At 71.7% G+C, this 26,472-nt stretch carries 26 protein-coding genes; 3 read left to right on the top strand and 23 right to left on the bottom strand.

Going from position 1 to position 26,472, the window contains the following annotated elements:
* Positions 1-56 precede the first annotated feature (56 nt).
* Complete coding sequence (locus tag AQI95_RS30190; RefSeq protein WP_208614300.1) at positions 57-581, top strand: peptidoglycan DD-metalloendopeptidase family protein; 525 nt, start codon at positions 57-59, stop codon at positions 579-581.
* Between the two features lie 92 nt (positions 582-673).
* Here the strand turns inward: AQI95_RS30190 and AQI95_RS30185 are convergent, their stop codons facing one another.
* From AQI95_RS30185 to AQI95_RS30105, 17 genes are all read right to left on the bottom strand, one after another.
* Positions 674-1,231 carry a TetR/AcrR family transcriptional regulator gene (locus tag AQI95_RS30185; RefSeq protein WP_067130805.1) on the bottom strand — a complete coding sequence of 186 codons (558 nt, stop codon included), beginning with the start codon at positions 1,229-1,231 and terminating at the stop codon, positions 674-676.
* 65 nt (positions 1,232-1,296) lie between these two features.
* On the bottom strand, positions 1,297-2,139 hold the full coding sequence (whiG, locus tag AQI95_RS30180) for an RNA polymerase sigma factor WhiG (RefSeq protein ID WP_067130803.1): 843 nt from the start codon (positions 2,137-2,139) through the stop codon (positions 1,297-1,299).
* Positions 2,140-2,460: 321 nt separating this feature from the next.
* Positions 2,461-3,630: a DNA-processing protein DprA gene (gene dprA / locus AQI95_RS30175; protein WP_067130799.1), complete on the bottom strand. Its 1,170-nt coding sequence runs from the start codon at positions 3,628-3,630 to the stop codon at positions 2,461-2,463.
* Entirely contained in the window at positions 3,627-5,252 is a 1,626-nt protein-coding gene (locus AQI95_RS30170) for a YifB family Mg chelatase-like AAA ATPase (RefSeq protein ID WP_067130796.1), read from the bottom strand. Before AQI95_RS30170 ends, dprA begins: the two co-directional genes overlap by 4 nt.
* Entirely contained in the window at positions 5,253-5,648 is a 396-nt protein-coding gene (locus AQI95_RS30165) for a YraN family protein (RefSeq protein ID WP_107121794.1), read from the bottom strand. It lies immediately after the preceding gene.
* A 58-nt stretch (positions 5,649-5,706) separates the two neighbouring features.
* Positions 5,707-6,015, bottom strand: coding sequence for a DUF2469 domain-containing protein (locus tag AQI95_RS30160; protein ID WP_008745401.1), 309 nt, complete (start codon positions 6,013-6,015; stop codon positions 5,707-5,709).
* Between the two features lie 56 nt (positions 6,016-6,071).
* Positions 6,072-6,596, bottom strand: coding sequence for an NUDIX hydrolase (locus AQI95_RS30155; RefSeq protein WP_067130790.1), 525 nt, complete (start codon positions 6,594-6,596; stop codon positions 6,072-6,074).
* Positions 6,586-7,371, bottom strand: a complete 786-nt coding sequence (gene lepB, locus AQI95_RS30150) for a signal peptidase I (protein ID WP_067130788.1) — start codon at positions 7,369-7,371, stop codon at positions 6,586-6,588. Before lepB (AQI95_RS30150) ends, AQI95_RS30155 begins: the two co-directional genes overlap by 11 nt.
* A gap of 280 nt (positions 7,372-7,651) precedes the next feature.
* Complete coding sequence (gene lepB / locus AQI95_RS30145) at positions 7,652-8,671, bottom strand: signal peptidase I (protein WP_208614299.1); 1,020 nt, start codon at positions 8,669-8,671, stop codon at positions 7,652-7,654.
* A complete protein-coding gene (lepB, locus tag AQI95_RS30140; RefSeq protein WP_067130785.1) occupies positions 8,559-9,650 on the bottom strand; it encodes a signal peptidase I in 1,092 nt (363 codons plus the stop codon). Before lepB (AQI95_RS30140) ends, lepB (AQI95_RS30145) begins: the two co-directional genes overlap by 113 nt.
* The gene (gene lepB / locus AQI95_RS30135) at positions 9,643-10,347 is read right to left on the bottom strand and encodes a signal peptidase I (RefSeq protein ID WP_067130782.1); all 705 of its coding nucleotides are present in this window, start codon (positions 10,345-10,347) and stop codon (positions 9,643-9,645) included. The genes lepB (AQI95_RS30140) and lepB (AQI95_RS30135) overlap by 8 nt, the downstream gene beginning before the upstream one ends.
* A 45-nt stretch (positions 10,348-10,392) precedes the next feature.
* Complete coding sequence (gene rplS, locus AQI95_RS30130; protein ID WP_039656468.1) at positions 10,393-10,743, bottom strand: 50S ribosomal protein L19; 351 nt, start codon at positions 10,741-10,743, stop codon at positions 10,393-10,395.
* Positions 10,744-10,878: 135 nt separating this feature from the next.
* Entirely contained in the window at positions 10,879-11,712 is an 834-nt protein-coding gene (gene trmD, locus AQI95_RS30125; RefSeq protein WP_067130779.1) for a tRNA (guanosine(37)-N1)-methyltransferase TrmD, read from the bottom strand.
* Positions 11,712-12,272, bottom strand: a complete 561-nt coding sequence (gene rimM / locus AQI95_RS30120) for a ribosome maturation factor RimM (RefSeq protein WP_067130776.1) — start codon at positions 12,270-12,272, stop codon at positions 11,712-11,714. Before rimM ends, trmD begins: the two co-directional genes overlap by 1 nt.
* A 106-nt stretch (positions 12,273-12,378) precedes the next feature.
* Positions 12,379-12,618, bottom strand: a complete 240-nt coding sequence (locus AQI95_RS30115) for an RNA-binding protein (protein ID WP_005479813.1) — start codon at positions 12,616-12,618, stop codon at positions 12,379-12,381.
* Between the two features lie 5 nt (positions 12,619-12,623).
* Positions 12,624-13,043, bottom strand: coding sequence for a 30S ribosomal protein S16 (gene rpsP / locus AQI95_RS30110; RefSeq protein WP_067130773.1), 420 nt, complete (start codon positions 13,041-13,043; stop codon positions 12,624-12,626).
* A 330-nt stretch (positions 13,044-13,373) separates the two neighbouring features.
* Entirely contained in the window at positions 13,374-13,970 is a 597-nt protein-coding gene (locus tag AQI95_RS30105) for a hypothetical protein (RefSeq protein ID WP_067130770.1), read from the bottom strand.
* A 522-nt stretch (positions 13,971-14,492) separates the two neighbouring features.
* On the opposite strand from AQI95_RS30105, the gene AQI95_RS30100 reads away from it, so the two are divergent.
* The gene (locus AQI95_RS30100; protein WP_107121793.1) at positions 14,493-15,434 is read left to right on the top strand and encodes a class I SAM-dependent methyltransferase; all 942 of its coding nucleotides are present in this window, start codon (positions 14,493-14,495) and stop codon (positions 15,432-15,434) included.
* A gap of 106 nt (positions 15,435-15,540) precedes the next feature.
* Here the strand turns inward: AQI95_RS30100 and ftsH are convergent, their stop codons facing one another.
* From ftsH to nsdA, 6 genes are all read right to left on the bottom strand, one after another.
* Positions 15,541-17,481 (bottom strand): ATP-dependent zinc metalloprotease FtsH, encoded by a 1,941-nt coding sequence (gene ftsH, locus AQI95_RS30095; protein WP_067130765.1) that lies wholly within the window; start codon positions 17,479-17,481, stop codon positions 15,541-15,543.
* 85 nt (positions 17,482-17,566) lie between these two features.
* Positions 17,567-19,117, bottom strand: a complete 1,551-nt coding sequence (gene ffh / locus AQI95_RS30090; RefSeq protein WP_067130762.1) for a signal recognition particle protein — start codon at positions 19,115-19,117, stop codon at positions 17,567-17,569.
* Between the two features lie 93 nt (positions 19,118-19,210).
* Positions 19,211-21,670, bottom strand: coding sequence for a [protein-PII] uridylyltransferase (locus AQI95_RS30085; RefSeq protein WP_067130759.1), 2,460 nt, complete (start codon positions 21,668-21,670; stop codon positions 19,211-19,213).
* 43 nt (positions 21,671-21,713) lie between these two features.
* Positions 21,714-22,052, bottom strand: coding sequence for a P-II family nitrogen regulator (locus AQI95_RS30080; protein WP_062666705.1), 339 nt, complete (start codon positions 22,050-22,052; stop codon positions 21,714-21,716).
* Positions 22,049-23,392 (bottom strand): ammonium transporter, encoded by a 1,344-nt coding sequence (locus AQI95_RS30075; protein ID WP_067130756.1) that lies wholly within the window; start codon positions 23,390-23,392, stop codon positions 22,049-22,051. The genes AQI95_RS30080 and AQI95_RS30075 overlap by 4 nt, the downstream gene beginning before the upstream one ends.
* A gap of 403 nt (positions 23,393-23,795) precedes the next feature.
* Positions 23,796-25,274, bottom strand: a complete 1,479-nt coding sequence (gene nsdA / locus AQI95_RS30070; protein WP_067130753.1) for a transcriptional repressor NsdA — start codon at positions 25,272-25,274, stop codon at positions 23,796-23,798.
* 458 nt (positions 25,275-25,732) lie between these two features.
* Between nsdA and AQI95_RS30065 the strand changes: the two genes are divergently transcribed.
* On the top strand, positions 25,733-26,395 hold the full coding sequence (locus AQI95_RS30065; protein ID WP_067130750.1) for a bifunctional DNA primase/polymerase: 663 nt from the start codon (positions 25,733-25,735) through the stop codon (positions 26,393-26,395).
* The last annotated feature ends 77 nt before the right edge of the window (positions 26,396-26,472 follow it).

Raw genomic sequence — 26,472 nt, 5'->3', positions numbered from 1 at the left:
TGCGACGAGTGAGGCGATGCGCGGCCTTGGCCGCGGCTTGGCTGACGGCCCCGGCGATGACGGTACTGGCCCCCCTGGCCTGGGCGGACGCCCCCGCCCCGGCGCCGCCGCCGGCTCCCGGGGGCCGGGTGGCGGCCATCGGCCGAGCCTGGCCGGTGGGCGTCCGGCCGGTGGTGCTACGGGGCTGGGAGCCCCCGGCGACGGTGTACGGCCCGGGGCACCGCGGTGTGGACCTGGGCGCATCCCCCGGTGCTCCGGTACGGGCGGTTGCGGCCGGCCGGGTGACCTTCGCGGGCCGGGTGGCGGGCCGGGGTGTGGTGTCGGTGGAGTTGACGGGGACCGCTCTGCGGACGACGTACGAGCCGGTGAACCCGTCGGTGAGCAAGGGGGACGCGGTGGGACCGGGTGAGGTGCTCGGCACGGTCGAGGCGACGTGGTCGCACTGCCCCGTCACCTGCGTGCACTGGGGCCTGCGCAGAGGGGAGTCCTACCTGGACCCGCTGTCCTTGCTGCCGCCGGGGCTGTTGCGGACGGGGCCGTCGCGCCTGCTGCCGGTCCTGGGCGTACCGACCCCCGGGTAGCCGCCGGGGGGCACCCTCTCGCCGCGGGCGAGCGCCCCCACGCCGCACCCGCACGGCGCCGGCGTCGGCGTCGGCGTCGGCGTCGGCAGCGCTCAGCCCTTCACACCCCGCAGAACCATGCCCACCGCGGCATCCGTGATCACCTCGGGATCCTCCGCCGCCCCCAGCTCGATCCGCCGCACCGCCGCGTCCACGGTCCCCTGCAGAAGCATCGCGGCCAGCCGAGGCTGCTCGTGCCCCATCTCGCCGAGTGCCTCGACGATCATCGCGACCAGCCCGCCGTGCGCCGCCCGGATCTTCTCCCGCGCCCCGGCGTCCAGCTCGCTCGCGGAGATGGCGACGACCGCCCGGTGCCGCCGGTCCCCGACCAGCGCCAGTTGCCGGCGCACATACGCCTCGACCTTGCCCTCGGCCGACTCCGCCCGCTCCATCGCCGCCGCGACCTCCGCCGCCCACACGGGGAAGTCGACCTCGCACAGCTCCTCGACCACGGCGGCCCGCGAACGGAAGTACTCGTACACGGACGACCGCGCCAGCCCGGTGCGCTCGGCGAGCGCCGGGAAGGTCAGCGCCTCCGTCCCGCCCTCGGACAGCAGGGAGCGAGCCGCGTCCAGCAGGGCGGCTCGCTGCATCGACCGGTGCTCGGCCACGGAGGCCGCTCGAATCCTTGGCACGTCAACCACTTTACGGACCCCCCGTCCCGGAAGGGGAGGACTCAGCGCCCGAAGCTCGCCAGCTTTGCCCTCAGCTGCAACACCGACTTGGTGTGGATCTGACTGACCCGGCTCTCGGTGACCCCGAGGACATTGCCGATCTCGGCGAGGGTGAGCCCCTCGTAGTAGTACAGCGTGACCACGGTCTTCTCGCGCTCGGGCAGCGTGTTGATCGCCCGCGCGAGGAATCTGCGCAGCTCGCGGTCCTCGGCCACCTCCACCGGATTGTCCGCGGCGGTGTCCTCGATCGTGTCCATGAGGCTGAGCCGGTCGCCGCCCTCGCTGCCGACGTGCAGCAGCTCCTCCAGCGCGACCACGTTGGCCAGCGACAACTGGCTGAACACGGCGTGCAGCTCGTCGACGTCCATGCCCAGCTCCGCGGCGACCTCACCCTCGTTCGGAGTGCGCCGCAACCGCGCCTCCAGGGTGGCGTAGGCCCGCTCCACGTTCCGCGCCTTCTGCCGCACCGACCGAGGGATCCAGTCCAGCGCCCGCAGCTCGTCGATCATCGCGCCCCGGATCCGGGTGATCGCGTACGTCTCGAACTTGATCTCCCGGTCGATGTCGAACTTCTCGATCGCGTCGATCAGCCCGAAGACTCCCGAGGAGACGAAGTCGGCCTGCTCCACATTGGGCGGCAGCCCGACGCTCACCCGCCCCGCGACGTATTTCACGAGCGGCGAGTAGTGCAGGATCAGCTGCTCCCGCAGCCGTTCGTCCCCCGTCGCCTTGTACGACCGCCACAGCTCGTCGAGCGTCGAGGGAGCGGGCGGCCGCACGCTGCCACCGTCGCGGGCGGCTGGGGGGATCGCCGCCCGGTCGGACCCGGAGGTGTGCTGGGGCATTCGTCGCCTTGTGCCGTTCTGCCGTGAAGTGCTGTGAAGTGCCGCGAGTGGGACGGGACGGGGTTGCGTGGGACGGAGTGGGCTACCTGGGTGAGCTGTCGGTCTGGTGTCGAGTTGGCGGGATCTGCGCCGGCTCCTTTGTGAGCGTAGCGTGACTGGGCTGTCGCGGTGTGCGAACACCGAGGCTCCACTCGTGCGCGGGGCGCTCCGGGCGGCCCCGCGCGCTCGTTTCGCGACTCGCTCTGTGTGACCAGCCGGAGTGCCAACTCCGGGAAACATCAAGGGCGTCGGGGATTCCCCCGGACGGCCGAACACGCTCGATCAGCACGGACTGTGACCGGTGCGGACCGACATCATCGCCTGGCGTGTCAACTTCCAGCCGTCGCCGTGTCGTTCGACGTATCCAAGTGCTCGGAGTTCGTACAGTCTCGCGATCGCGTCGTCCCGGGTGGTCGGCGTGCCGAGCGCGATCTCGTCGGCGGCGGCCGCGCGATCGCCGGGCAGGGCGGCGAGGACGGCCCGGACGGCAGGTGCCAGCAGGTCACGCGGGAGCACCGGGCCGTGCCGGGCCGGCGCCAGCTCCCCGATGTCGCCCACCAGCTCCACGATCTCCGCCGCGTCGGTGACCAGGGCGGCCTCTGCGCGCAGCAGTTCGTGCACCCCGGCGGAGAGCGCGCTGGTGACGGGGCCTGGCACGCCCATGGTGAACCGGCCGAGGCGCTGCGCGGCCCGCGCGGTCGCCAGGGAGCCGCTGCGGCAGGCGGCCTCCACGACGACGGTACCCCTGGTCAGGGCAGCGATGACACGGTTGCGGAGGATGAACCGGCTCGGCGTCGGATGGTCTCCCGGGGGCAGCTCGCCGACGACCAGTCCCTGCTCCGCGATCCTTTCGATGAGCGCGGTGTGACCGCGCGGGTAGGGCCGGTCCACGCCGCAGGCCAGGACCGCGACGGTGGCTCCGCGGGCGGCGAGGGCGCCTCTGTGGGCGGCGCCGTCGATGCCGTACGCGCCGCCCGAGACCACCACCCAGCCGCGCTCGGCGAGCCCTGCGGCGAGGGTGGCGGCGACGTGTGTGCCGTACTCGGTGCAGGCGCGCGCCCCCACCACGGCGACGGACCGCAGTGCCCAGATCCGCAGGCTGGGCCGGCCGCGCACCCACAGTCCGATCGGCCGGGCGTCCCCGAGATCGTCGAGCTGCCGGGGCCACTCCGCGTCGTGGGGTGCCACGAACCTGGCCCCGACGGCCTGCGCCACGGCCAGATCCCGCTCCGGCTCGGCCCGCCTAGCCCGCGCGACCAGCCCGGCCCACCGCACCTCGCTCACCCCGGGCAACCCCGGCAACTCCTCGGCCCCCTCCTTCAACCGCCGCACCACCTCCCCCACCCCGAACTCGCGCACCCAGCGCCCTGCGATCTCGTCCCCCGGCTCGACGACCCGGCAGAGAAAGACCCGCCCGAGCGTCCGGTCCGCCGGGTCCCCGTTCGTCGTCATGTCAGCGCCCCGATGGCCATCGGCACCCCTCGCGGGACTCCGGTGCGCAGCTGGAGGGCCAGAGCCACGTCGGTCGCGTCCGGGCGGTCATGGCCGACGAGGTCCGCGACCGTCCAGGCGACGCGCAGGACCCGGTCGACACCGCGGGCGGTGAGCACACCCCGTTCGAGGTTGCGCTCGGCCTCGTCCATCGCACCGGTCACCGCGTGATAGCGGCTGCGCAGGTCCCGTCCCGGCACTTCGCTGTTGGTGCGCCAGGGGGTCCCGGCCAGGCGGGCCGCCGTGCGCTCCCGGGCCCGCCGCACCCGCTCGGCCACGGTCGCCGTGGACTCGCCCCGGGCGCCGCGTTCGGTGAGTTCGGCCCGGGTGACCGGGTCGACCTCGACACGCAGGTCCACCCGGTCCAGCAGCGGGCCGGAGAGCCGGGACTGGTAGCGCCGGATCACCGACGGAGGGCATTCGCACAGGGAGTCGCGCTGCGAGAAGCGCCCGCAGGGGCAGGGATTGGCCGCCAGCACCATGAGAAAGCGTGCCGGGAACCGGACGACACCCGCACTGCGCGCGATCACGACGTGCCCCGACTCCAGCGGCTGCCGCAGCGCGTCCAGGGGCTGGCTGCGGAACTCGGGCGCCTCGTCCAGGAACAGCACGCCGCGGTGGGCCAGCGACACCGCGCCGGGGCGTGCGATGCCGGGACCTCCGCCGACCAGTGACTGCATCGTGGCCGAGTGGTGCGGGGCGCAGTAGGGGGCGACGTCGATGAGCGGCTTGCCGGGCGGCAGCAGCCCGGCCACCGAGTGCACCGCCGTGACCTCCAGCGAGTCCTCCCTGGTGAGCCCCGGCAGGATCGCGGGCAGTCGCTCGGCGAGCATGGTCTTGCCCGCTCCGGGCGGGCCTTCGAGGAACAGGTGGTGCCCTCCGGCGGCGGACACCTCCACGGCCGTGCGGGCCGAGGTCTGGCCCACGACGTCGGCCAGGTCGTGATCGTGGTCGTGCTCCGCGGCGCCGGTGCTGTGCATGCCGGTGGCCGCACCCGCGCCCGGCAGGCGCAGACCGGCCAGGAGGGGGTCGGGGCGTCCCCGTTCGTCCGGCTGCTCCTCGGGCACGGGCTCCTCGGTGAGGACGGCGACGAGCTGGCGCAGACTGCGGACACCGAGCACCGAGACGCCGGGGACCAGCGCGGCCTCGGCGGCGGCGCACTCGGGCACGACCACTTGCTCGTATCCGGCGTCGGCCGCGGCGAGGACGGCCGGCAGGATGCCGCGGACGGGTCGGACCCGGCCGTCCAGGCCCAGCTCGCCGATCATGACGATGTCCTGCAGCACGCGCGGATCGATCCGTTCGGCGGCGCCGAGCACCGCGCAGGCGACGGCCAGGTCGAAGCCGGAGCCGGCCTTGGGCACGGATGCCGGGCTGAGACCGACGGTGAGCTTCTTCTGCGGCCACTCGCCGCCCGAGTTCACCACCGCGGCCCGTACCCGGTCCCGGCTTTCCGTCAGGCTCTTGTCCGGGAGGCCGACCAGGGTGAAGGCCGCGACGCCGGGTTCGAGGTCGGCCTGGACCTCTACGACGACGCCCTCCACGCCGACGAGTGCCACCGAGCAGGTGCGGGCGAATCCCATTCAGGCCACCCCCCGCACATGCTCCACGGTCGGCGCGCCCCGGTGCGGCAGCAGGACGCCGATCAGGTCGATCCGCACACCGCCCGGCGGAGCGCCGCCGTGGGCCTGGATCCAGTGCTCGGCCAGCTCGCGCAGCCTGGCCGCCTTGTCGGGGGTCACCGCGGCCATCGGATGCTCGAAGGAGCCGCCTGTGCGGGTCTTGACCTCGCACACGACGAGGACGTCGCCGTCCCTGGCCACGATGTCGATCTCGCCGGTCCTGCCGGAGCGCCAGTTGCGCTCCAGGACCGTCATTCCGGCCTCGGCCAGCCGCCGCGCGGCCAGATCCTCGCCGTACCTGCCGAGTGCACTGCGTGCGTTGCTCATGTCGGCACCACCTCCGGCGCCAACGATCATGCATCCCGCCCACAGTTGTTGATCTTGGTGGGCTACTCGGCGGTTGTGGAAAACCCCGTCACCCGCCCGGAAGCTCCAGGTCGGTCTTGTTCAGCTCCTCGATGTTCACGTCCTTGAACGTGAGGACTCTGACCTGCTTCACGAAGCGAGCCGGCCGGTACATGTCCCAGACCCAGGCATCGGCCATCGACACCTCGAAGAACACCTCGCCCTGGACCGAGTGCACCTGCATCTCGTAGTCGTTGGTGAGGTAGAAGCGCCGCTCGGTCTCGATCACGTATTTGAACAGACCGACGACGTCTCGGTACTCCCGGTAGAGCTTCAGCTCCATCTCGGTCTCGTACTTCTCGAGGTCCTCGGCGCTCATGGCATGTTCCCCTTCAGCCGTGCGATCCCACCATTGTGCGCCAGTCCGACGAGCCCTCAGACGATTTCCGCGTCAAGGGTCACAGGACCGGCCGGGGGACCTTCGTCGAGCAGCGTGCGCAGCAGCTCGGCGAGTCTGGTCGGATACACCGTCTCATGTGCCCGGGTCAGTTCCTGACACGTCCACCAGCGCGCTCCGGCGACACTGCGCCGCTCCAGCTCCGTCAGCCCCGTCGCCGCTGTGGCCGTCTGGGTCGTACGGGCCAGGAAGTACCACTCGTCCTGGTCCCAGCGGCGGCCCGCGAACGGGAAGGAGCACCTGCGCCGCCACAGCACCGGGCCGAGTTCGACCTCGGTGATGCCGGTCTCCTCGGCCAGCTCCCGCAGCGCTGCCTCCTGTCTCGTCTCGGCGCCCTCGAGACCGCCGCCCGGGGTGAACCACCAGTCGTCGGCGGGATCGTCCGGCTCATGGCCGTGCAACAGCAGGATGCGGTCCTCGGGGTCGAGGAGGACCACCCGGGCCACCTTGCGCAGACCCCCCTCGTACTCCTGTTCGCCGGTCCGCTGGGTCTCAGCGGACACCGGCCGCCTCCGGGCGGGCCCCGCGGGCGCGGGAGCGGCCCAGGCGGCCCGCGATCGGACCGTAGGCGCCGCCGACCAGGACCAGGACGGCGCCGGCGGCGATCAGCAGCTCGATCGTGCCCAGCGGGCCGGGCTGCGAGAGCGCCCCGAGGGTCTCGAAGCCGGTGGGGCGCTTGAGCGAGCCCTTCCAGGGCCATACGACGGCGTCCACCCGGGCGGTCACGGCGTCGCGGGAGACCGTGCCCTTGGCCCCGTCGGTGAGGTGGGCCGTGGAGTCCAGGGAGCCCTGGCGCTCGTCACCGAGCAGGAACAGACGTCCCTCGGGGACCTTCACCGCCGGGATGTTCTGGTTCTCGGCCAGGCTGCCCTTGGGCAGGTAGGGCTCGTCGATCTGCTTGCCGTTGACGGTGAGCTTGCCGTTCGTGCAGCAGGCGACGGTGTCGCCGCCGACCGCGACCACGCGCTTGACCACCTTGGCGTTGCTGACCCAGCTCTTGTCCTCGAAGACGACGACGTCACCGCGGCGCACCTCGCCGCCGTCGACCTTCTGCGCCAGCACCCGGTCGCCGGCGTCGATCGTGGGTGTCATGGAGCTGGTGGGCACGGTGTACGGCCGGTAGCTCACCGCCGCCCAGCCGAATCCGCCGAGGAACAGCACCAGACCCAGTGCCACGGCCACACCGGACAGCCGCTGACCGAGCCGGCTGCCGCCGGCCTGTGCCGTGCCTGTCCCCCCGCTGTGCGGGGCCGTACGCGTCGTGCTCTCGCCACCCATGGACCCGCACCCTACCCGGCGGTACCAGGCAGAGGCAGCCCCTGTTCCACGACCGGAGGCAAAGACCCGCCCTCGCGGACTCACGAGTTCCGGATCGCCTCGGCCGGGCCGGGACCGGGACGCGGACCGACGCCCCGGCGAGCCGTCGGCGCGGCAAACGCGAGACCGCCCGCGCATCGCCTCAGTGGGCGCGCAGGCGGTCGGTCGTCGACCCGGCGGAAAGCGCCGGGCCCTCGTCGGTCAGGGGTGGTTCGGATGCGTCACCGGTGGTCAGGACGGGTCACCGGCCGCCCGTGGCCGTCTTGCGGTCGATCTTGGACTCCAGCCGGTCCGACCGCCTGCGCCGCCACACCACCACCGGCAGCACCGCCGCGACGGCCACGCCCTGCGGGGCCACCGTCAGAGCGGCGGACGCCGAGGACTGCTGGGAGATGCCCGGCTGGTCGAAGGTGTCCGGGATCGGCAGGGTGCCCCAGCGGTTGATCGGCCAGGCCTTGACGATCGCGCGGCCCACGACATCGCTGACCGGGACCATGCCGTGGTGCTTGTCGGACTGGTTGTAACGCGAGTCGCGGGAGTTCTGGCGGTGGTCACCCATCACCCAGATGTAGCCGGCGGGGACCTTCACCTTGAACTGGCCGCCCAGGTCGTCGTCGGTGCACGGCGTGTTGCCGGGGTAGACGTACGGCTCGTTCAGCGCATGGCCGTTGACCAGCAGTGGGCCGGTGCCCTTGCACTGGACGGTGTCGCCGCCGACGCCGACCACGCGCTTGATGAGGTCCTTCTCGTTGGCGGACGGCATCAGGCCGATCCAGCTGAGGACCTGCTGCACGGCGTTCGGGGTCGGCGCCGGCTCGCCCGCCAGCCAGTCGTCCGGGTCGTGGAAGACCACGACCTCGCCGCGCTCGGGCTTGGAGCCGAACCACGGGGTGAGCTTGTCGACCAGGACGCGGTCACCCACCTGGAGGGTGTTCTGCATCGAGGCGGACGGGATCGAGAACGCCTGCACCAGGAACGTCTTGATCAGCAGCGCCAGGACCAGCGCGATGACGACGAGGATGGGCAGCTCCTTCCAGAAGGAGCGCGGCGGCTTCCTCGGCCGCCCGGCGGCCTCGCCGGCGCCCGCTCCCGCGTCGTCGGTCCGGGGCCCCTGTTCCTCGTCGGGCCCGCCCTGGTCGCCCGCCGGGTCATTCCCTGAGGTCATGGCGCCGTCCGGCACGGGGGCGTTCGCTTCCACGGGGTGTCCGCGGTGCTCCTCGCCGTCGTGCCCCGACCGTGCGCCAACCGCCACATCCCCCACGCCAACTCCTTACTCTGTGCCGCTGCCTGCCCCGCATACGGTGCAGGCCCACCACTCCCATAACGAGCGGGAGTTCCGCAGGGGTCGGGAGCTGGGTCAGTCCGTTCGGATTCTCGGGGGCAACCCTATGCGACAGCCGAGGACCGGCGGTCGCACCCGACACGGAGTTCCCCACGCTTGCGAAGGTTTTAGGTTCCTCCAGGCGTGTCCAGTGGCCGATCGGCCAGCCGATGGCGACGGCCCGGCCGACCACGGACTTCTCGGAGACAGTTCCGCCGTAGGGCGTGTCCTGGTGGAACCGGGAGTCCGCGGAATTGCCCCGGTGGTCGCCCATCACCCACAGCCGCCCCTTGGGGACGGTGATGTCGAAGGACTGGGCGGACGGGGCGTCTCCCGGGTAGATGTAGTCGCCTTCGGTGAGCGGTACGCCGTTGACGGTGACGCGGCCGTGCGCGTCACAGCACTTGACGTGGTCCCCGCCGACCCCGATGACCCGCTTGATCAGGTCTTTCTCGTTGTCGGAGGGCAGCAGGCCGATAAAGGTGAGGCCTTCCTTGAGCTGCTTGACGACGACCGGGTCGTGCTTCTTGGCCGTCTGCTCGTCGGCCAGCCAGCCGCCCGGGTCGTGGAAGACCACGACGTCCCCGCGCTCGGGCTTGGAGCCGAACCACGGGGTGAGCTTGTCGACCAGGACGCGGTCGCCGATCCGGATCGTCTGCTCCATCGAGCCGGACGGGATCACGAACGCCTGGACGAGGAAGGTCTTCAGGACCAGCGCTATGAGGACGGCCACGCCGACCAGAAGGGGGATCTCCCGAACGGCTGAACGCCGGCGCTTGCGCTTGACCTTGCGCTGGAGTTTCCGTCGCTCCGCGCGCGTACGGCCGCCGCCGGGCGCGGCGGTACGGCGTGATCCGGTCGGCAGCAGGTTGGCGGCGGGGCCGGCGGGCACCCCACGCGGCTTGCCGCGGTTACCCATGCGTGCCCGCCCCTCTCGGCGGCTCCGGAACGCGCGCGTAGGCGGCGGGCCGCGACAGGTGGGTCCAGTGGTCGTAGGGCCACAGGATCCAGTCGGCGCGGCCGATGACGTCGCCGACCGGGATCATGCCGCCGCCGGGGGAGCCGAGATGGTCCCGGGAGTCGCTGGAGTCGCTGCGGTGGTCACCGAGGACGAAGAGGTGACCGGCGGGCACGGCGACGTCGAAGGGCACGCTGGAGGCGGTGTCCCCCGGATAGAGGAAGGCCGACTCGTCGACCGCGCGGCCGTTCACCTCGATCCGTCCCTTCTTGTCGCAGCAGACCACATGGTCTCCCCCCACCCCGACCACGCGCTTGATGTAGTCGGCGTCCCCGAAGTACCCGGTGCCGTCGAACACGATCACGTCCCCGCGGTGCGGCTGGGCACCGAAACGGTACGCCAACTTATTTACGAGAACGCGGTCCCCGATCCTCAAACCCTGCTCCATGGATCCGCTCGGAATCTGGAACGGTTGCACCATGAACGTGTTGAGGACCAGCAAGAACAGCAGGCAGGTGAAGAGGGTGAGGGTGATCCGGCCGCCGGGCAGCCAGTCGGCGATCCGTGCCACCAACGCGAAACGCGACCGTTCCTCCGGCCCCGGGGATTCCGGGTGGGAGGAGCGGTCGCGTTCCGTCGACTGTGCTTCGGTGTCCATCGGGGCGAGATGCTATCCCGCCGAGCCATGGACGCCGGAGAGCGCTCAGCTCTCGCGCTTCTCCTTGATCTTCGCGGCCTTGCCGCGCAGCTCACGGAGGTAGTACAGCTTGGCGCGGCGCACGTCACCCCGGGTGACCAGCTCGATCTTCTCGACGATCGGGGTGTGCACCGGGAAGGTGCGCTCGACGCCGACGGAGAACGAGACCTTGCGGACCGTGAAGGTCTCGCGGACGCCGGAGCCCTGGCGACGGATCACAACGCCCTTGAACTGCTGCACACGGGAGCGGTTGCCCTCGATGACGCGCACGTGGACGTTGACGGTGTCACCCGGGCGGAAGGCCGGGATGTCGCTGCGCAGCGACGCGACGTCGACGGAGTCGAGCAGGTGAGACATTTCGTCTGCTTTCTTCGCTGATGCCACAGGTCATCAGCGGCAACTAGGTGTTTGCACGAAGCCGTGTGCGGGTCGGGGCGGACGTCGTGTCCCCCTGCGGCAGGGGCGCACGCCGGACGGGCGCACAACAGCGGTCTATTCTTCCATGCCTTCGGCCCGCCGCCAAAATCGGCCGTACGGCTCCCCCGCCGGGTCCGGCTCCCAGCCCAGGATGGACAGCATCTCGCGGTCCTTCTTGTCGAAGGCCTTGGGGTCGCAGCGCTCGATCAGGTCGGGCCGGTTGCGGGTCGTACGCCGCAGGGCCTCGTCGCGGCGCCAGCGGGCGATCTTGCCGTGGTGGCCGCTGAGCAGCGTGTCCGGGATGTCCCGGCCGCGCCACAGGGGCGGCTTGGTGTAGACGGGGCCTTCCAGGAGGCTCGCCATCGCGCCGGGCGCGAAGGAGTCGTCGCGGTGCGACTCGGCGTTGCCGAGGACGCCGGGCAGCAGCCGGGCGACGGCCTCCGTGATGACGAGTACGGCCGCCTCGCCGCCGGCGAGGACGTAGTCGCCGATGGACACCTCGTACACCGGTACACGGGTCGCGTACTCGTCCATGACGCGCCGGTCGATGCCCTCGTAGCGGGCCGGGGTGAAGATCAGCCAGGGGCGCTCGGAGAGTTCGACAGCGAGTTCCTGGGTGAAGGGACGGCCGCTGGGGGTGGGCACGATCAGCGCGGGCGCCCGGGCACCGGTGTCGTAGCCGTCGGCGAGGACCGTGTCCAGGGCGTCGCCCCAGGGGTCGGTCTTCATGACCATGCCGGGGCCGCCGCCGTACGGCGTGTCGTCGACCGTGTTGTGCCGGTCGTACGTCCAGGCCCGCAGATCGTGCACATGGACGTCGAGTTGTCCACGCGCGCGTGCCTTGCCGACGAGGGAGACGTTCAGCGGGTCCAGGTACTCGGGGAAGATCGTGACGACGTCGAGGCGCATCACGACTCGTCCTTCGCGGAGTCCGAGTCCCTGGAGGAGTCGATCTCGGCGCGGTCGTCGATCAGGCCCGGCGGGGGCGCGATGACGGCCTTCTGCTCCTCCAGGTCGATCTCGGTGACGATCTGCTCCACGAAGGGGATCAGCACCTCGGTCCCGTCCGGACGCTCCACGATGAACAGGTCCTGGGAGGGCAGGTGCGAGATCTCCGTGATCCGGCCGACCTCCGTCCCGTCCTCGGTGACCACGTCGAGGTCCATGAGCTGGTGGTCGTAGTACTCGTCCTCGCCCTCGGGCAGTTCCTCCGGATCGATGTCGGCGATCAGGAGGGTGTTGCGCAGGGCCTCGGCCGCGGTCCGGTCGGCGACGCCCTCGAAGCGCAGGAGCAGGCGGCCGCTGTGCACGCGGCCGGTGGCGATGGTGAGGGGCCCGGTGGAGGGCGGGTCGGTGGCCAGGACGGCGCCCGGCGCGAGCCGCAGCTCCGGCTCGTCGGTACGTACCTCGACGGTGACCTCGCCCTTGATGCCGTGGGCGCGGCCGATCCGAGCGACTACCAGCTGCACGTGTCCAATTCTCCTGTCATCTCCTGTCCCCGCATCCTGCGCACACGACTGCGGGCCGGGGCGGGCCAGGCGGCCCTCCCCGGCCCGAGCCGGTTGCGATGAAGCGTCAGCGGACGTGGTCCACGTCGACGAGGTCGACGCGGACACCGCGGCCGCCGATGGCGCCCACGACGGTGCGCAGGGCACGCGCGGTACGGCCGTTGCGGCCGATCACCTTGCCGAGGTCGTCGGGGTGGACCCGGACCTCGAGCACGCGCCCGCGGCGCAGGTCGCGCGAGGCGACCTGCACATCGTCGGGGTTGTCGACGATGCCCTTCACGAGGTGCTCAAGCGCCTCTTCGAGCATGCTGCTCAGGCCTCGGTCGACTCGGACTCGGCAGCGGCCTCGTCCTTCTTCTCAGCCTTCTTCTTCTGGGTGATCGCCTCACCCTTGCCCTCGTCGTCACCGCCGAGAGCCTCGAACGACGGACGGGCCGACTTCGGCTCGGCGACGAGCAGCGGCGCGGGAGCCGGCTCGCCCTTGAACTTCTGCCAGTCGCCGGTCTTCTTCAGGATGGCGAGAACGGGCTCGGTCGGCTGCGCGCCGACACCCAGCCAGTACGCCACGCGCTCGGCGTCCACCTCCATGACCGACGGGTTGTAGGTCGGGTGGTACTTGCCGATCTCCTCGATGGCCCGGCCGTCACGGCGGGTACGGGAGTCGGCGACGACGATGCGGTAGTGAGGCGAACGGATCTTGCCCAGACGCTTCAGCTTGATCTTGACTGCCACGGGAGTGGGTTCTCCTGGTTTTGACGTGGTTGGGCACGGCGAGCTGCCGCGTGGGGTTGCGGTACCCGAGTGCCCGATGGACGCGTCAGCCGGAGGAGAGAGGGGTCCTATGCGGCTGTCGAGTACAGCTAGCCATTGTGCCACACCTCGCGGACCGCTCTCGGCCGCGGGGTGCGTGGGCTGTGCCTGGGCATGCCGATGAGGCACCCGGCGTGGAGGTGAGGTCACGTCGGGTGCGCTCCTGGGTGCTGTGCGGTGGCTCAGCTGGTGAGGCCCGGTGTCCACGATCCGGCACCCACGAGATGCCGGTGCTGCGTGGTGCGTCCGCGCCTAGGCCGCTCCGGCGACCTCCGGAATGCGGAACGGCTTGCCGCAGCCGCCGCAGACGATGGGGGCCTGGGCCAGGACCGAGGGGACCACGCGGACGTTGCGGCCGCAGTCGCATACCGCCTTGACGCGAACACCACCACCGGAGGAGCCGTGCCGGGCTGCCGGGCCACGGAAGGTGCGGGAGGTGTCCGACGAGGTGGCCGCCGTGTGGGCCTTCAGCGCGCGCTGGAGCCGCTCGATGGTCGGGCGGTAGCGCCGCTTGGCCTCGGGGTTGAGCGTGACCAGGGAGAAGCCGCTGCTCGGGTGCGGCTCCTCGGGGTGGTCGAGGCCCAGTTCCTCGGCGATCGCGAGGAAGCGGCGGTTGTGGTAGCGGCCGGCGCGGGAGGTGTCGCGGATCCCGCGGGCGGCGGCGATGCCGTGGACTGCCTCATGAAGCAGTCGCTCGAAGGAGAGTTCGTGACCGCACGCGGACGACGACTCCCCGATCAGGGATTCTGGCGCGGCAAGGTCCGGCAGCTCGGGGTGGTACCGCTGAATGTCGGCCCACGCCTGCGCCAGCTCTGCGGCGAGAACAGGTGGTGTCTGTGTCGTGCTCACGTAATGACAACGAGCGGGGGTACCGCTGTGTTCCTATTCCGGGGCATCCCAAATAATTTGCACGTACTGGTCAGTTGCCGCTGATGCGTCCGGACGAGGGCGGGTGCGCTGATCTGCGGAGAAGCCTCACAGCTCATACCAAGCCGGTGCGTAGTCCGCACTACGATCGCGCGTGTACGCCGGGCACGGACGGGGGCGGCGGTCGCGCAAGACGCCTTTCGGCCGCTCTCGGCGCGGAGCCTCACCTTGGTCAGCGTCCGTGACGGGCGTGACGTTACCGCGCGTCGCCGGACCCCCCGGCACCGGCCGGTTCCCCGGAAGCGGACACCGTACGGCCACCCAGATTGCCGGCATGTGAAATCTCGCCACACCCGGGCCCGGACCCCAAGCGGGGCCCCACACCCCCTGGACGGGGCAGCGAGCCGGGAGTTACCTGGCATACGTGGGAAGTGCGCGCGCACGGCACGGGGGCCACGCAACCGGGCACAGCGGCGAACTGTCGGCGGATTGGGGCGCTTACCTATGACACCTACGCTCGTGCGGCAGCACGCGTCGCACGCGGATTCCACACCCCGCGTGGACCGGTGCGCACGCGCGCGTGACTGGTCCGAGATCCAGGAGCGGATGCTCGTACCGCTCTACGAAGCCGTCTACGAACGACTCGAAGTGGGGCCCGCAACCCGGCTGCTGGGCCTGCGCTGCGGCTCCGGGCTCGCCCTGCTGCTGGCGGCCGGCAGAGGCGCCGCCGTCACCGGGCTCGACTCCGCCTGCCCCGAACGCCTCGCGCTCGCCCGCGAACGCCTGCTGCCGGGCGCCCCGCGCGACGCAGACGGCGGCGTCCCCGGCGCGCGCGGCACGGACGGTGGCGGACCCGAGGGGCACGGGTCGCGCGGCGGGAGAAGCCGTGCGCCCGCGTCCGTGGCCGCGCGGCTGGTCGACGGCTCGCCCGGTGACGCGGCCGGCGCGGAGACGGCCGCGTACACCCTGGTGACGGTCTTCGAGCCGATCGGCTGCCTCGCGGGCGACTCCGAGGGGCTCGGCGAGCTGCTCGCGGACGCGCTGCCGCGGGCCGCGCGCGGGGCCGCCGTCGTGCTGGCCGGCTGGGGTCCGCCGGAGCGCTGCACCACCTCCTCGGTGCTGCGGGTGGCGACGAAACTGGCCGACCCCCTGCGCAGCGCGCGCAGCTGGCGACCGGCCCGGCGGGACGACCTGGAGGAGGTCGCCCAGCGGGCGGGGCTGAAGCCGGACGGCTCGGGGCGGGTGGCCTGCCCGTTCGGGTACGCCGATGTCGACAGCGCCGTACGCGGGCTGCTGTCGACCGAGCTGTTCGACGCGGCGATCGCGGCGACCGACGCCAAACAGGTCGACAAGGAGCTGGCGGAGGCCCTGCATCCGCACCGGCGCCCGGACGGGACCGTGTGGATGCCGAACGTCTTCCGCTATCTGATCGCGCGCGTGCGCTAGCGCTCCGCCGCGTGGGCGCGGGTGCTGCGGCGGGTGCTTCGTCCGCGGCGCCGTCCGGCCCGTGCGCGCCCACGCGGCGGAACCGCACATCGATCCGGCCCCGCGCTCAGACCTCGGTGTCCTTGCGCAGGCGCGTGATGCCCGCGATCCGGTACGCGTCGGCCTCCTCCAGGGTCTCGCTCGCCAGCAGCGCCTCGGCGAGCGCGTCCAACTGGCCGCGGTGGTCGCGGAGTTTGCGGCACGCCTCCTCGTAGCACTCGTCCACGATCCGTCGCATCTCGGTGTCGATCACGTCGAGGGTCTGCGGGGCGGCGGCGAGGCCGTAGGCCTGCTGGGCGTCGTTCGGGAGCGCGGAGAGGCGGCCGACCTCCTCGCTCATGCCCCAGCGGGACACCATCCCGCGCGCGATGTTGGTGACCTGCTCCAGGTCGCTCTCGGAGCCGGTGGTGATCACGTCGTAGACGACGTGCTCGGCCGCCATGCCGCCGAGCGCGCCGATGATCCGGCCGCGCAGATACTCCTCGGTGTACGCGTACTTGTCCGCGTCCGGCGTGGACAGGGTGACGCCGAGGGCGCGGCCGCGCGGCACGATGGTGATCTTGCGGACCGGGTCGGCGCCCGGCTGGAGCATGCCCAGCAGGGCGTGTCCGCTCTCGTGGTAGGCGGTGCGCCGGCGTTCCTCCTCGGGCATCACCAGCGGCCGTTCCGCGCCGAGCTGGACCTTCTCCAGGGCGTCGGACATGTCGGACTGCGTCACGCGCTCCTGCTGGCGCTTGACCGCGAGCAGGGCGGCCTCGTTGGCGAGGTTGGCCAGATCCGCGCCGGTCATGCCCGGGGTCGTACGGGCGACCTGGGCGAGGTCCACGTCCGGGGCCATCGGGATGTCCCGGGTGTGGATCTCCAGGATGGCCTCGCGGCCGCCGCGGTCCGGGGGCGAGACCTGGACCACCCGGTCGAAGCGGCCGGGGCGGGTCAGGGCCGGGTCGAGGATGTCGGCGCGGTTGGTGGCCGCGATGACGATGACGCCCTCCGAGCCGGAGAAGCCGTCCATCTCGGTGAGGATCTGGTTCAGGGTCTGCTCGCGCTCGTCGTGCCCGCCCACCGAGGCGCCGCCGCCGCGGGCCCGGCCGATGGTGTCGATCTCGTCGATGAAGATGATCGACGGGGCGACCTTGCGGGCCTCCGCGAACAGCTCCCGCACCCGGGAGGCGCCCACGCCCACGATCATCTCGATGAACTCGGACGCGGACGCGGAGAAGAACGGCACTCCCGCCTCGCCCGCGACCGCGCGCGCGAGCAGCGTCTTTCCGGTGCCGGGCGGGCCCGCGAGCAGCACACCGCGGGGCATCTTGGCGCCCATGCGGCGGTAGGCGTCGGGGTTCTTCAGGAAGTCGACGACGTCGTTCAGCTCGCCCTCGACCTCGTCGATGCCGGCCACGTCGGCGAAGGTGGTGCGCTTCTCGCCGGGCACCAGCTCGACCGGCTTCGGCGGCGCCTTGCGGCCCAGCATGCCGCCCGCGCCGCCGAGCCCCGCGCTCATCCGCCGCGCGATGAAGACCCACACCGCGATCAGCAGCAGCATCGGCGCGAGCGAGATCAGCAGGTTGGAGAGGAAGCTGCGGTGCTGGACGACCGGTTCGGCGGTGACCGTCACACCGTGCTTGGTCAGATTCGACCAGAGGCTGTCGTCCGCGAAGGACGGGCGCTCGGTGTTGAACTTGGTGTACTTCCCGCCGCCCTCGGGGTTCTTCTGTTCCTTCTTCAGCTGGCCCTGGATCGAGTCGCCCTTGGCGTAGATCTTGGCGACATTGCCGTCGTTCACCTGTTTGCTGAACTCGGTGTACGAGATCGTCGGCTCGTTGGCCTGGTCGAAATAGGACAGCACCAGGTTGGCGATCAGGTACACGACCAGTGCGGTGATGATCAGCCGCCCCCAGCCGCCGCGCATCCGGCGCCCGCCGGGCGACTGCTGCGGCGGCTCGTCGGGGGCGCCCTCGGTACGCCAGGGCTGGTCGGGCGACTTGCGTGGCGGCGCGGGGTTGGTCATATGCGGACGTTACGACAATGACCAACCCCTGGCACGCGCAGAGGTGCACCCACGGGCGACCGGGCCCGTGGACTTCCTGAACTCGTCAGTCCATGAACTTCTTGAACTCGTCCGGCAGCTCGAAGTCCTGACCGCCCTGCTGCGGCAGCCCGAAGGCGCCGCCGCCCTGCGCTGCGGCCTCGCGGCGCTGGGCCTCCTCCAGCTCCTGCTGCTTGCGCTTCATCGGGTTGCCGGAGCGCTGCTTGCCCTTGGCCTTCTTCGGCTGCTTCTTGGTGCGGCCGGGGCCGCCGCCCATGCCCGGCATCCCCGGCATGCCCGGCATACCGCCGCCCTGGGCCATGCGGGACATCATCTTGCGGGCCTCGAAGAATCGCTCGACCAGGTTCTTCACGGCGCTGACCTCGACGCCGGAACCCTTGGCAATACGGGCGCGGCGGGAGCCGTTGATGATCGTCGGTTCCTGGCGCTCGCCCGGGGTCATCGACTTGATGATCGCGGCGGTGCGGTCGACGTCGCGCTCGTCGATGTTCTGGATCTGGTCCTTGATCTGGCCCATGCCCGGGAGCATGCCGAGCAGCTTGCTGATGCTGCCCATCTTCCGGACCTGCTCCATCTGGGCCAGGAAGTCGTCCAGGGTGAAGTCCTGGCCCTTCTTGGACGCCAGCTTCGAGGCCATCTTGGCGGCCTCTTCCTGGCTGAAGGTCTTCTCCGCCTGCTCGATCAGGGTGAGCAGGTCACCCATGTCGAGGATGCGGGAGGCCATCCGGTCCGGGTGGAACGCGTCGAAGTCGTCCAGCTTCTCGCCGTTCGACGCGAACATGATCGGCTTGCCGGTGATCTGCCGGATCGACAGGGCGGCGCCACCGCGGGCGTCACCGTCGAGCTTGGACAGGACCACGCCGTCGAAGCCGACGCCGTCGCGGAAGGCCTCGGCGGTGTTGACCGCGTCCTGACCGATCATCGCGTCGACGACGAACAGGATCTCGTCCGGGGAGACGGCGTCGCGGATGTCCGCGGCCTGCTGCATCATCTCCTGGTCGATGCCGAGGCGGCCCGCGGTGTCCACGATCACGATGTCGTGGACCTTGGACTTCGCGAACTCGATGGAGTCCTTGGCGACCTTCACCGGGTCGCCGACGCCGTTGCCCGGCTCGGGGGCGTAGACGGCCACGCCGGCCCGCTCGGCGACGACGCTCAGCTGGTTGACGGCGTTCGGGCGCTGGAGGTCGCAGGCGACCAGCAGCGGCGAGTGGCCCTGCTCCCCCAGCCACCGGCCGAGCTTGCCCGCGAGGGTGGTCTTACCGGCACCCTGCAGACCCGCGAGCATGATCACGGTGGGCGGCTGCTTGGCGAACCGCAGCCGCCGCGTCTCGCCGCCCAGGATGGTGACCAGCTCGTCGTTGACGATCTTCAGGACCTGCTGGGCGGGGTTCAGCGCCTTGGAGACCTCGACGCCGAGCGCCCTCTCCTTGATGTTCTTGATGAACGTGCGCACGACCGGGAGGGCCACGTCCGCTTCGAGGAGCGCGATACGGATCTCGCGCGCGGTGGCGTCGATGTCCGCCTCGGAGAGCCGTCCCTTGCCGCGCAGGTTCTTGAAAGTCGCTGACAGGCGATCGGAGAGAGTGTCGAACACGGCGCTCGCGGTCCTCGGGGTCGGTGACGGTCTTGGGAATCGCCCTCCAGGGTATCCCGGCCCCGAAGTCACCGGGGCCGGGTCGTCCCCGGCTCAACCGCGCAGCGTCTCCTCCAACGCCTGCGCCAGCGAGGCGGCGTCCGCTCCGGGCAGTGGGGCACCCACGCCGGTGGTGACGTAGAACGCGTCCACCGCGTTGGATCCCAGCGTGCTCACATGCATGCTGCGCACCCGCACCCCCGCCTTCTCCAGGGCCGTCCCGATGCGGTGCAGCAGGCCCGGGGCGTCCTGGGCGCGGACCTCGATCACCGTGGCGTGGTGGGAGGCCGCCGGGGCCACCGTCACCCGGGGCGGCGGGGCGGTCCAGCCGCGCCGGCGGGGGTAGGCCGCGTCCCGTTCGGCGAGGCGGCCGGCGATGTCCAGGGTGCCGTCCAGGGCGCGGACGAGGTCGGCGCGCAGCCGGGCGGCCTGGGGCAGGGAGCCGTACTCGGCGGCCACCCGCCAGTTGAGCAGCAGCACCGAGCCGCTGGAGCCGGTCCGGACGTCGTCCGGCAGCCGCAGGGTGCGCAGCTCGGCCGTGCGGACGGTGAGGCGGTGCACGGCGAGGACACCGGCGACGGCGGGAAGCACGGCGGGCTGGTCGGGGACGGCGATGAGCAGTTCGACGCCGAGCGGCTCGGGCCCCCCGGCGGGTTCCTCCCCGGTGACCGGTTCCGTCTGGGCACGCAGGGCGAGGACCGGGCCGCCGGTGCGGAACGCCTCGATCGCGAGGCGCTCCTGCTCGGCCGTGGGCGCGGCGGGCTCCGGCTCTTCGGGGGCGTCCCCGGCGAGCACGGCGGAGACCCGTCGTACCAGGTCGGCGACGAGGGAGCCGCGCCAGGAGGACCAGGCCGCCGGTCCGGTGGCGAGGGCGTCGGACTCCGTGAGCGCGTGCAGCAGCTCCAGGGTGCCCTGGGTGCCGACGGCCTCGGCGACCGAGCGGACGGTGGCCGGGTCGTCCAGGTCGCGGCGGGTGGCGGTCTCGATGAGCAGCAGGTGGTGGCGGACCAATGCCGACAGGACGGCCACGTCGGCGCGGTCGAAGCCGATCCGCGCCGCCACGTCCTTGGCGATGATCTCGCCGGCCACGGAATGGTCGCCGGGCCAGCCCTTGCCGATGTCGTGCAGCAGGGCGGCGACCAGGAGCAGGTCGGGGCGGCTGACGCGGCGGGTCAGCTCGGAGGCGCGCACGGCCGTCTCGATCAGATGCCGGTCCACCGTCCAGACGTGGACGGCGTTGCGCTGCGGGCGACAGCGGACCCGTTCCCAGTCCGGCAGGAGGCGGCTGATCAGTCCCTCCGCCTCCAGGGCCTCCCAGACGTCGACGGTGGGGCGGCCGGAGCCGAGCAGGGTGACCAGCTGCTCGCGGGCCTCGGCGGGCCAGGGCGTGGGCAGGGGGCGCACGATGGCGGCCATGCGCCGTACGGCGTGCAGGGAGAGCGGGAGCCCGGCCTGCGCGGCGGCGGCCGCGGCGCGCAGGGGAAGCACGGGGTCGCGCTCGGGGCGCGCGGCACGGGCGAGCACCACCTCGCCGTCCTGCTCGACCACCCCCTCGGCCAGAGGGGACCGTTCCGGTGCCGGCTTGCCGCCGCTCAACATGGCGCGCAGGCGCGGCCGGACCGCGCGCGAGCGCAGGACGCGCCCCACCTCGCGCCAGGTGACGTCACTGGCGTACGAGATGACACGCGCCGCCTCGTAGACCTGGCGCAGCAGCGTGTCCGCGTCCAGCAGGCCCAGTCCGGCCGCCACCTGGTCCTGCTCCTGGAGGGCGAGCCGGTCGGTGGCACGGCCCGTCGCCAGATGCAGCGCGTCGCGTACGTCGAGCAGGCTGCGGCGCGCGTCGGCGAGGCCCTCGCGCGGGGCGTCGGCGAGCCAGGAGGCGGCGACGGCCCGCAGGGCGGTGACGTCGCGCAGGCCGCCGCGCGCCTCCTTCAGGTCGGGTTCCAGCAGGTACTGCAGCTCGCCCTGCCGGTCGGCGCGTTCGACGCACAGCGCCTGGAGTTCGGGCAGGCGCCTGGGCGCCTGGTTGCGCCAGTCGGCCAGGACGGCCGTACGCAGCCCGGCGGTGAGACCGAGGTCTCCGGCGAGATGGCGGGCGTCCAGGAGGCCGAGGTGGACCTTCAGATCCTCCCCTGCGGTCTTGCGGGCCTCGGCCGGGGTGCGCACGGAGTGGTCGAGGGCGAGCCCGAGGTCCCAGACGGGGTACCAGAGGCGGTCGGCGAGGGCGGCGACCGCGCCGGGGTCGCCGCCGTCGTGCAGCAGCAGGAGGTCGAGGTCGCTGCGCGGGGACAGCTCGCCGCGGCCGTACCCGCCGACGGCGACGAGGGAGACGCCTGCGGTGTCCTGGGCCGCCGCGGTGAACAGGCCGGCGAGCCAGTCGTCGGTCAGCTCCGCGAGGGCCGCACGGCGCGGCGGCCCGGACCGCGCCCCCTCGGTGAGGAGGCGCAGCCGGGCCGCCGCGTAGCCGCTGGGTCCCGAGTCCTCTGCTTGCGTGCGCACGTCCGTTCCCGTCACCCGGCGACTCCTGTCTTCCTGTTCTGTCGCAGCGACCGTCGTGTCAGAGCGCGTCCGGGCCGCGCTCGCCGGTGCGGACGCGGACGGCCGACTCGACCGGCAGGGACCACACCTTGCCGTCGCCGATCTTGCCGGTGCGGGCCGCCTTGACGATGACGTCGATCAGCTGCTCCGCGTCGTCGTCCTCGGCCAGCACCTCGATGCGGATCTTGGGGACGAGGTCGACGGTGTACTCGGCACCGCGGTAGACCTCGGTGTGGCCCCGCTGACGGCCGTAGCCACTGGCCTCGGTGACCGTCAGACCGTGTACGCCGAAGGCCTGCAGGGCCTCCTTGATCTCGTCCAGCCGGTGGGGCTTGACGACGGCGGTGATGAGCTTCATGCGTCCACCTTCTTGGTCTGCGTGGCGGCGAGGGCCGTGGCGTGGGCCGCGGAGCCGATGACACCGCCGCCGGTGCCGCTGAAGTCGTAGGCGCTCTCGGCGTGCTCGGCCTGGTCGATGCCGGAGATCTCCTCGTCCTCGGATACTCGCATGCCGATGGTCCGGTCGAGCAGGAAGGCGAGGACCGCGGAGACGACCAGCGAGTAGGCGAGGACCGCGCCGACGCCGGCGCACTGCTTCCACAGCTGGGTGAAGGTGTGGTCGCCGTAGAAGACGCCCGTGGCGGCGGACTGGCCCTTGCCGGTGGCGAAGAAGCCGATGAGCAGGGAGCCGATGATGCCGCCGACCATGTGGACGCCGACCACGTCGAGGGAGTCGTCGTAGCCGAACCTGAACTTCAGGCCGACGGCCGCGGCGCAGGCGACACCGGCGACGGCGCCGACGGCGATCGCGCCGAGCGGGGAGACCGCACCGCCGGACGGGGTGATGGCGACCAGACCGGCGACCGCGCCGGAGGCGGCGCCGAGCGTGGTGAACGCGCCGTGCCGGATCTTCTCGTAGGCGAGCCAGGCCAGCATGGCGGCGGCGGTCGCGACCTGGGTGTTGACGAACATCAGCGCGCCGACGCCGTCGTCGTTGCCGAGCCAGGAGCCCGCGTTGAAGCCGAACCAGCCGAACCACAGCAGACCCGCGCCGAGCATCACCAGCGGGAGGCTGTGCGGGCGCATCGGGTCCCGCTTGAAGCCGACGCGCTTGCCGATGACGAGGATGACACCGAGCGCCGCCGCTCCGGCGTTGATGTGGACCGCCGTACCGCCCGCGAAGTCGATCACGCCGAGCTTGTAGGCCCAGCCGTCGGCGCCCCAGACCCAGTGGGCGACCGGGACGTAGACGATCGTGACCCACAGGGCGACGAAGAGCGCCCAGGCCGAGAACTTCACCCGGTCCGCGAGGGCGCCGCTTATCAGGGCCGGGGTGATGATGGCGAACATCATCTGGAACACCATGAACACGAAGACCGGGATGGTGTAGCCGGGCCACAGCTCCGTCAGGCCGATGTGGCTGAGGCCGAACCAGTCGGAGTTCCAGCCGATGAGGCTGTTGTGCTCGCCGAAGGCGAGGGAGAAGCCGTAGAGCACCCACAGGATGGTGACGATGCCCATGCTGATGAAGCTCATCATCAGCATGTTGAGGGTGCTCTTGACCCGGACCATGCCCCCGTAGAAGAAGGCCAGTCCCGGGGTCATGATCAGCACCAGGGCGGAGCAGATGAGCATGAAGCCTGTGTTCGCGGCAGACAGTTTGGGTGCCTCCGCGGCAAGCGTGATGGCTGGGGCCATCGGCGTCTCCTCGTCGGTTTCTGCGGCCCCGTGCGGGCGGTGCCTGGGCGGTCCGGTGGTAGCGGGGGGTGGGCCGGTTATGCGCCATGAGACTGGCGCAGCGCGGTTTCGGTGGAAGCCCCTCGTTGTTTCGCCGGGGTGACGAAGGCGCCCTGCGTGTTACGCGTCGATGAACTGCCGGATCCCGGCCGCGCCGATCGTTATCGTGACGCAACCGTCATGGATGCCACCGCAGGCGCGACCGGGAAACCACGGCGGCGGGCAACCGCATCCGCGAGAACGGCGCCGGTCCGGGCGCGAAGGGGGCCGGCCGCGGCGGGCCTCTCCGATGACCTGGCGCGGGGGAGCCGAGTCGGGCAGTTCGGGAGGACCGGCCGCGGCCGGGGCCGGGTGGCCGGGGGTGTCAGACCGCTTCCGCGGTCTCCGGCAGGTCGACGGCGAGCTGATCGCTGAGGTCGACGACGACCGTGAGATCGCCGTAGTCGCGTACGGCCGTGTCGACCGTCTTTCGAATACGAGTGTTCACACGCTCGGAGCGGACCTTCTTGGCGATGTCCATGGCCTGTGTGGCGTAGGCCGAACTCTCCTCGGGCTCGCGCTGGAGCAGGTGCACGGTGGCCATGCCGATCAGGTTGAGCGCGTACGACCGCTGGTGCTCGCCGTCCTTGGCGAACAGCTCCACCGCCCGCTGCATGAGCGGCTCGGCCAGGGAGGCGTAGGCGGGACTGCGTCCGGCGACGTAGGCGAGGTCACGGAAGGAGTGGGAGTTCTCGCCGTACAGCTCGGCCTCGGAGAAGAAGCGGATCCAGTCGGGGTCGGGCTCGTCCCACTCGTCGGACTCGGCGAAGGTGTCCTCGGCCATGCGGACCGCGCGCTTGGTCTTGCCGGGCTGGCCCATGTTCGCGTAGGCGCGGGCCTCCATCGCATACAGCATGGACTGGGTGCGCGGGCTCGCGCAGTCGCGGCTGCCGTACTGGGCGAGGTGGATAAGTTCCAGGGCGTCGTCGGGCCGGCCGAGATGGATCATCTGGCGGCTCATGCTGGAGAGGATGTACGAGCCGAGCGGCTTGTCACCGGCCTCCTTGGCGGCGTGCAGCGCGAGGACGAAGTACTTCTGCGCGGTGGGCTGCAGACCGACGTCGTAGCTCATCCAGCCCGCCAGCTCGGCGAGTTCGGCCGCGACCTTGAAGAGCTTGCGGGTCGTGGCCTCGGGCTGGGGTTCCTGGAGCAGGTCGGTCACCTCGTGCAGCTGGCCGACGACCGCCTTGCGCCGCAGGCCGCCACCGCACTGGGCGTCCCACTGCCTGAACATCCGCGTGGTGGACTCCAGCAGGTCCAGCTCGGGCCGGGACAGCCGGCCCGGCCTGCGGGGGTCGACGACGGGTTCCGGCTCGGCGGGGCCCGGGGAGGTGGGGGTCGGGACGAGCCAGCGCTGCATGGGCTCGATGAGGGACGGGCCGGCGGACAGCGCCAGGGAGGTGCCGAGGAAGCCGCGCCGGGCCAGCATCAGGTCGCTGCGCGAGAACTCGCTGAGCAGGGCGACCGCCTGCGGGCCGGTCCAGGGCAGGTCGACCCCGGACACGGAGGGCGACTGGCGGACGGCGCGCAGGCCGAGGTCCTCGATCGAGACCACACAGCCGAAGCGCTCGGAGAACAGCTCCGAGAGGATGCGTGGGATGGGCTCGCGCGGGTTCTCGCCGTCCAGCCAGCGGCGCACGCGCGAGGTGTCGGTGGAGATGTGGTTGGCTCCCAACTGGCGTGCCCGGCGGTTCACCTGACGCGCCAGCTCGCCCTTGGACCAGCCGCTGCGCACGAACCACGAGCCGAGCAGCTCGTTGGGGCGCTTGTCAGCGTTCGTCACGCTACCGCTGTTGCCGCCCACTGGAACGCCCCCATCCCTGAGACCACTTGTCGTCGAGTGCGCCAAGCCCTATCAGAATGCCGGTAAATACGGCTTCCCGTCCGCAGATTCTCACCCGTCGAACGAGCTGACGACTCGCCTCCGGCATACCCATCGATGCATATGCCTCCCGGACTCGCACACTCACAGTAATCCTACGATCACCCGCTCAGCCACGGGGATCCCGGAAACGCCACCATTCGCCACCCCTTCGAATGAACCCATGGTCGCCCGTACGCGATTCACTTGACATAGGACGGCCGGGAGTGGGCGGAGTGACGCGCACAGGGGGCGTGCAAGCCCCGATGTGCCACCCGGTGCGCTTCAAGGCGCCGCCTTGACCTCGCGTCGGCAGGGGCGGGCGGTGTCGTAGCGTTACATTCCGCTTCCGTCTCGTTCCGTGTCGTAACCACCGGCGCGCCGGACCCGTTGGAGGGGGCATGGGCTTCACGATCGGCGGCATTCGAGAGATCCGTTCCGGCACGCGTCGGCGCGGCCGCTCGTCGGAATGCACCGCCGTCGCCGAGTTCACCGGACTGTGGGGCTGGGACGTGGTGCCGGGGGCGCGGGCCGCGGCGGGCGCCTGCTCGTGCGGGCGCGCCGACTGCCCGGCGCCGGGCGCGCACCCGCTGGACTTCGCGCCCCAGGTGCCGGCCGGGGCCACCCTGGACGAGGTGAGCAAGGCCTGGTCGGAGTTTCCGGGGGCCGCGGTGATGCTGCCCGTGGGCCGGGCGTTCGACGTCGTCGAGGTCTCCGAGGCCGCCGGCCGCCGCGCCCTGGTCCGCCTGGAGCGCATGGGGCTCCCCCTCGGTCCGGTCACCGCGACCCCGGACGGCCGCGCCCACTTCTTCGTCGCGCCCGGCGCCGCCGCCGAACTCCCCCGGCTTCTCTACCGCATGGGCTGGGACGACCCCTCGGCCCTGGACCTGCGCGGCCTCGGTGCCGGTGCGCACATCACCGCGCCGCCCTCCGACCGGGGCGGTCTGGGGCCGGTGCGCTGGCTGCGCCCGCCCGCGCTGGACTCGGCGACGCGGCCGCCGGCGGCACGGCTGCTGCTGGGCACGCTGGCGTATGTGGCCCACCGGTCGCGGGCGCGGGCCTGAGAGAGCCCGGACAAGGCGAAGCGCCCGTCCCCGGCTCATCGCGGGTCCGGGCGCTTCTCGCTGAGCACCTGCGGATG

Origin of the sequence: Streptomyces yokosukanensis, from assembly GCF_001514035.1 — a bacterium.
Lineage (GTDB): Bacteria > Actinomycetota > Actinomycetes > Streptomycetales > Streptomycetaceae > Streptomyces > Streptomyces yokosukanensis.
This window is presented reverse-complemented; position numbering and strand designations above follow the sequence as displayed.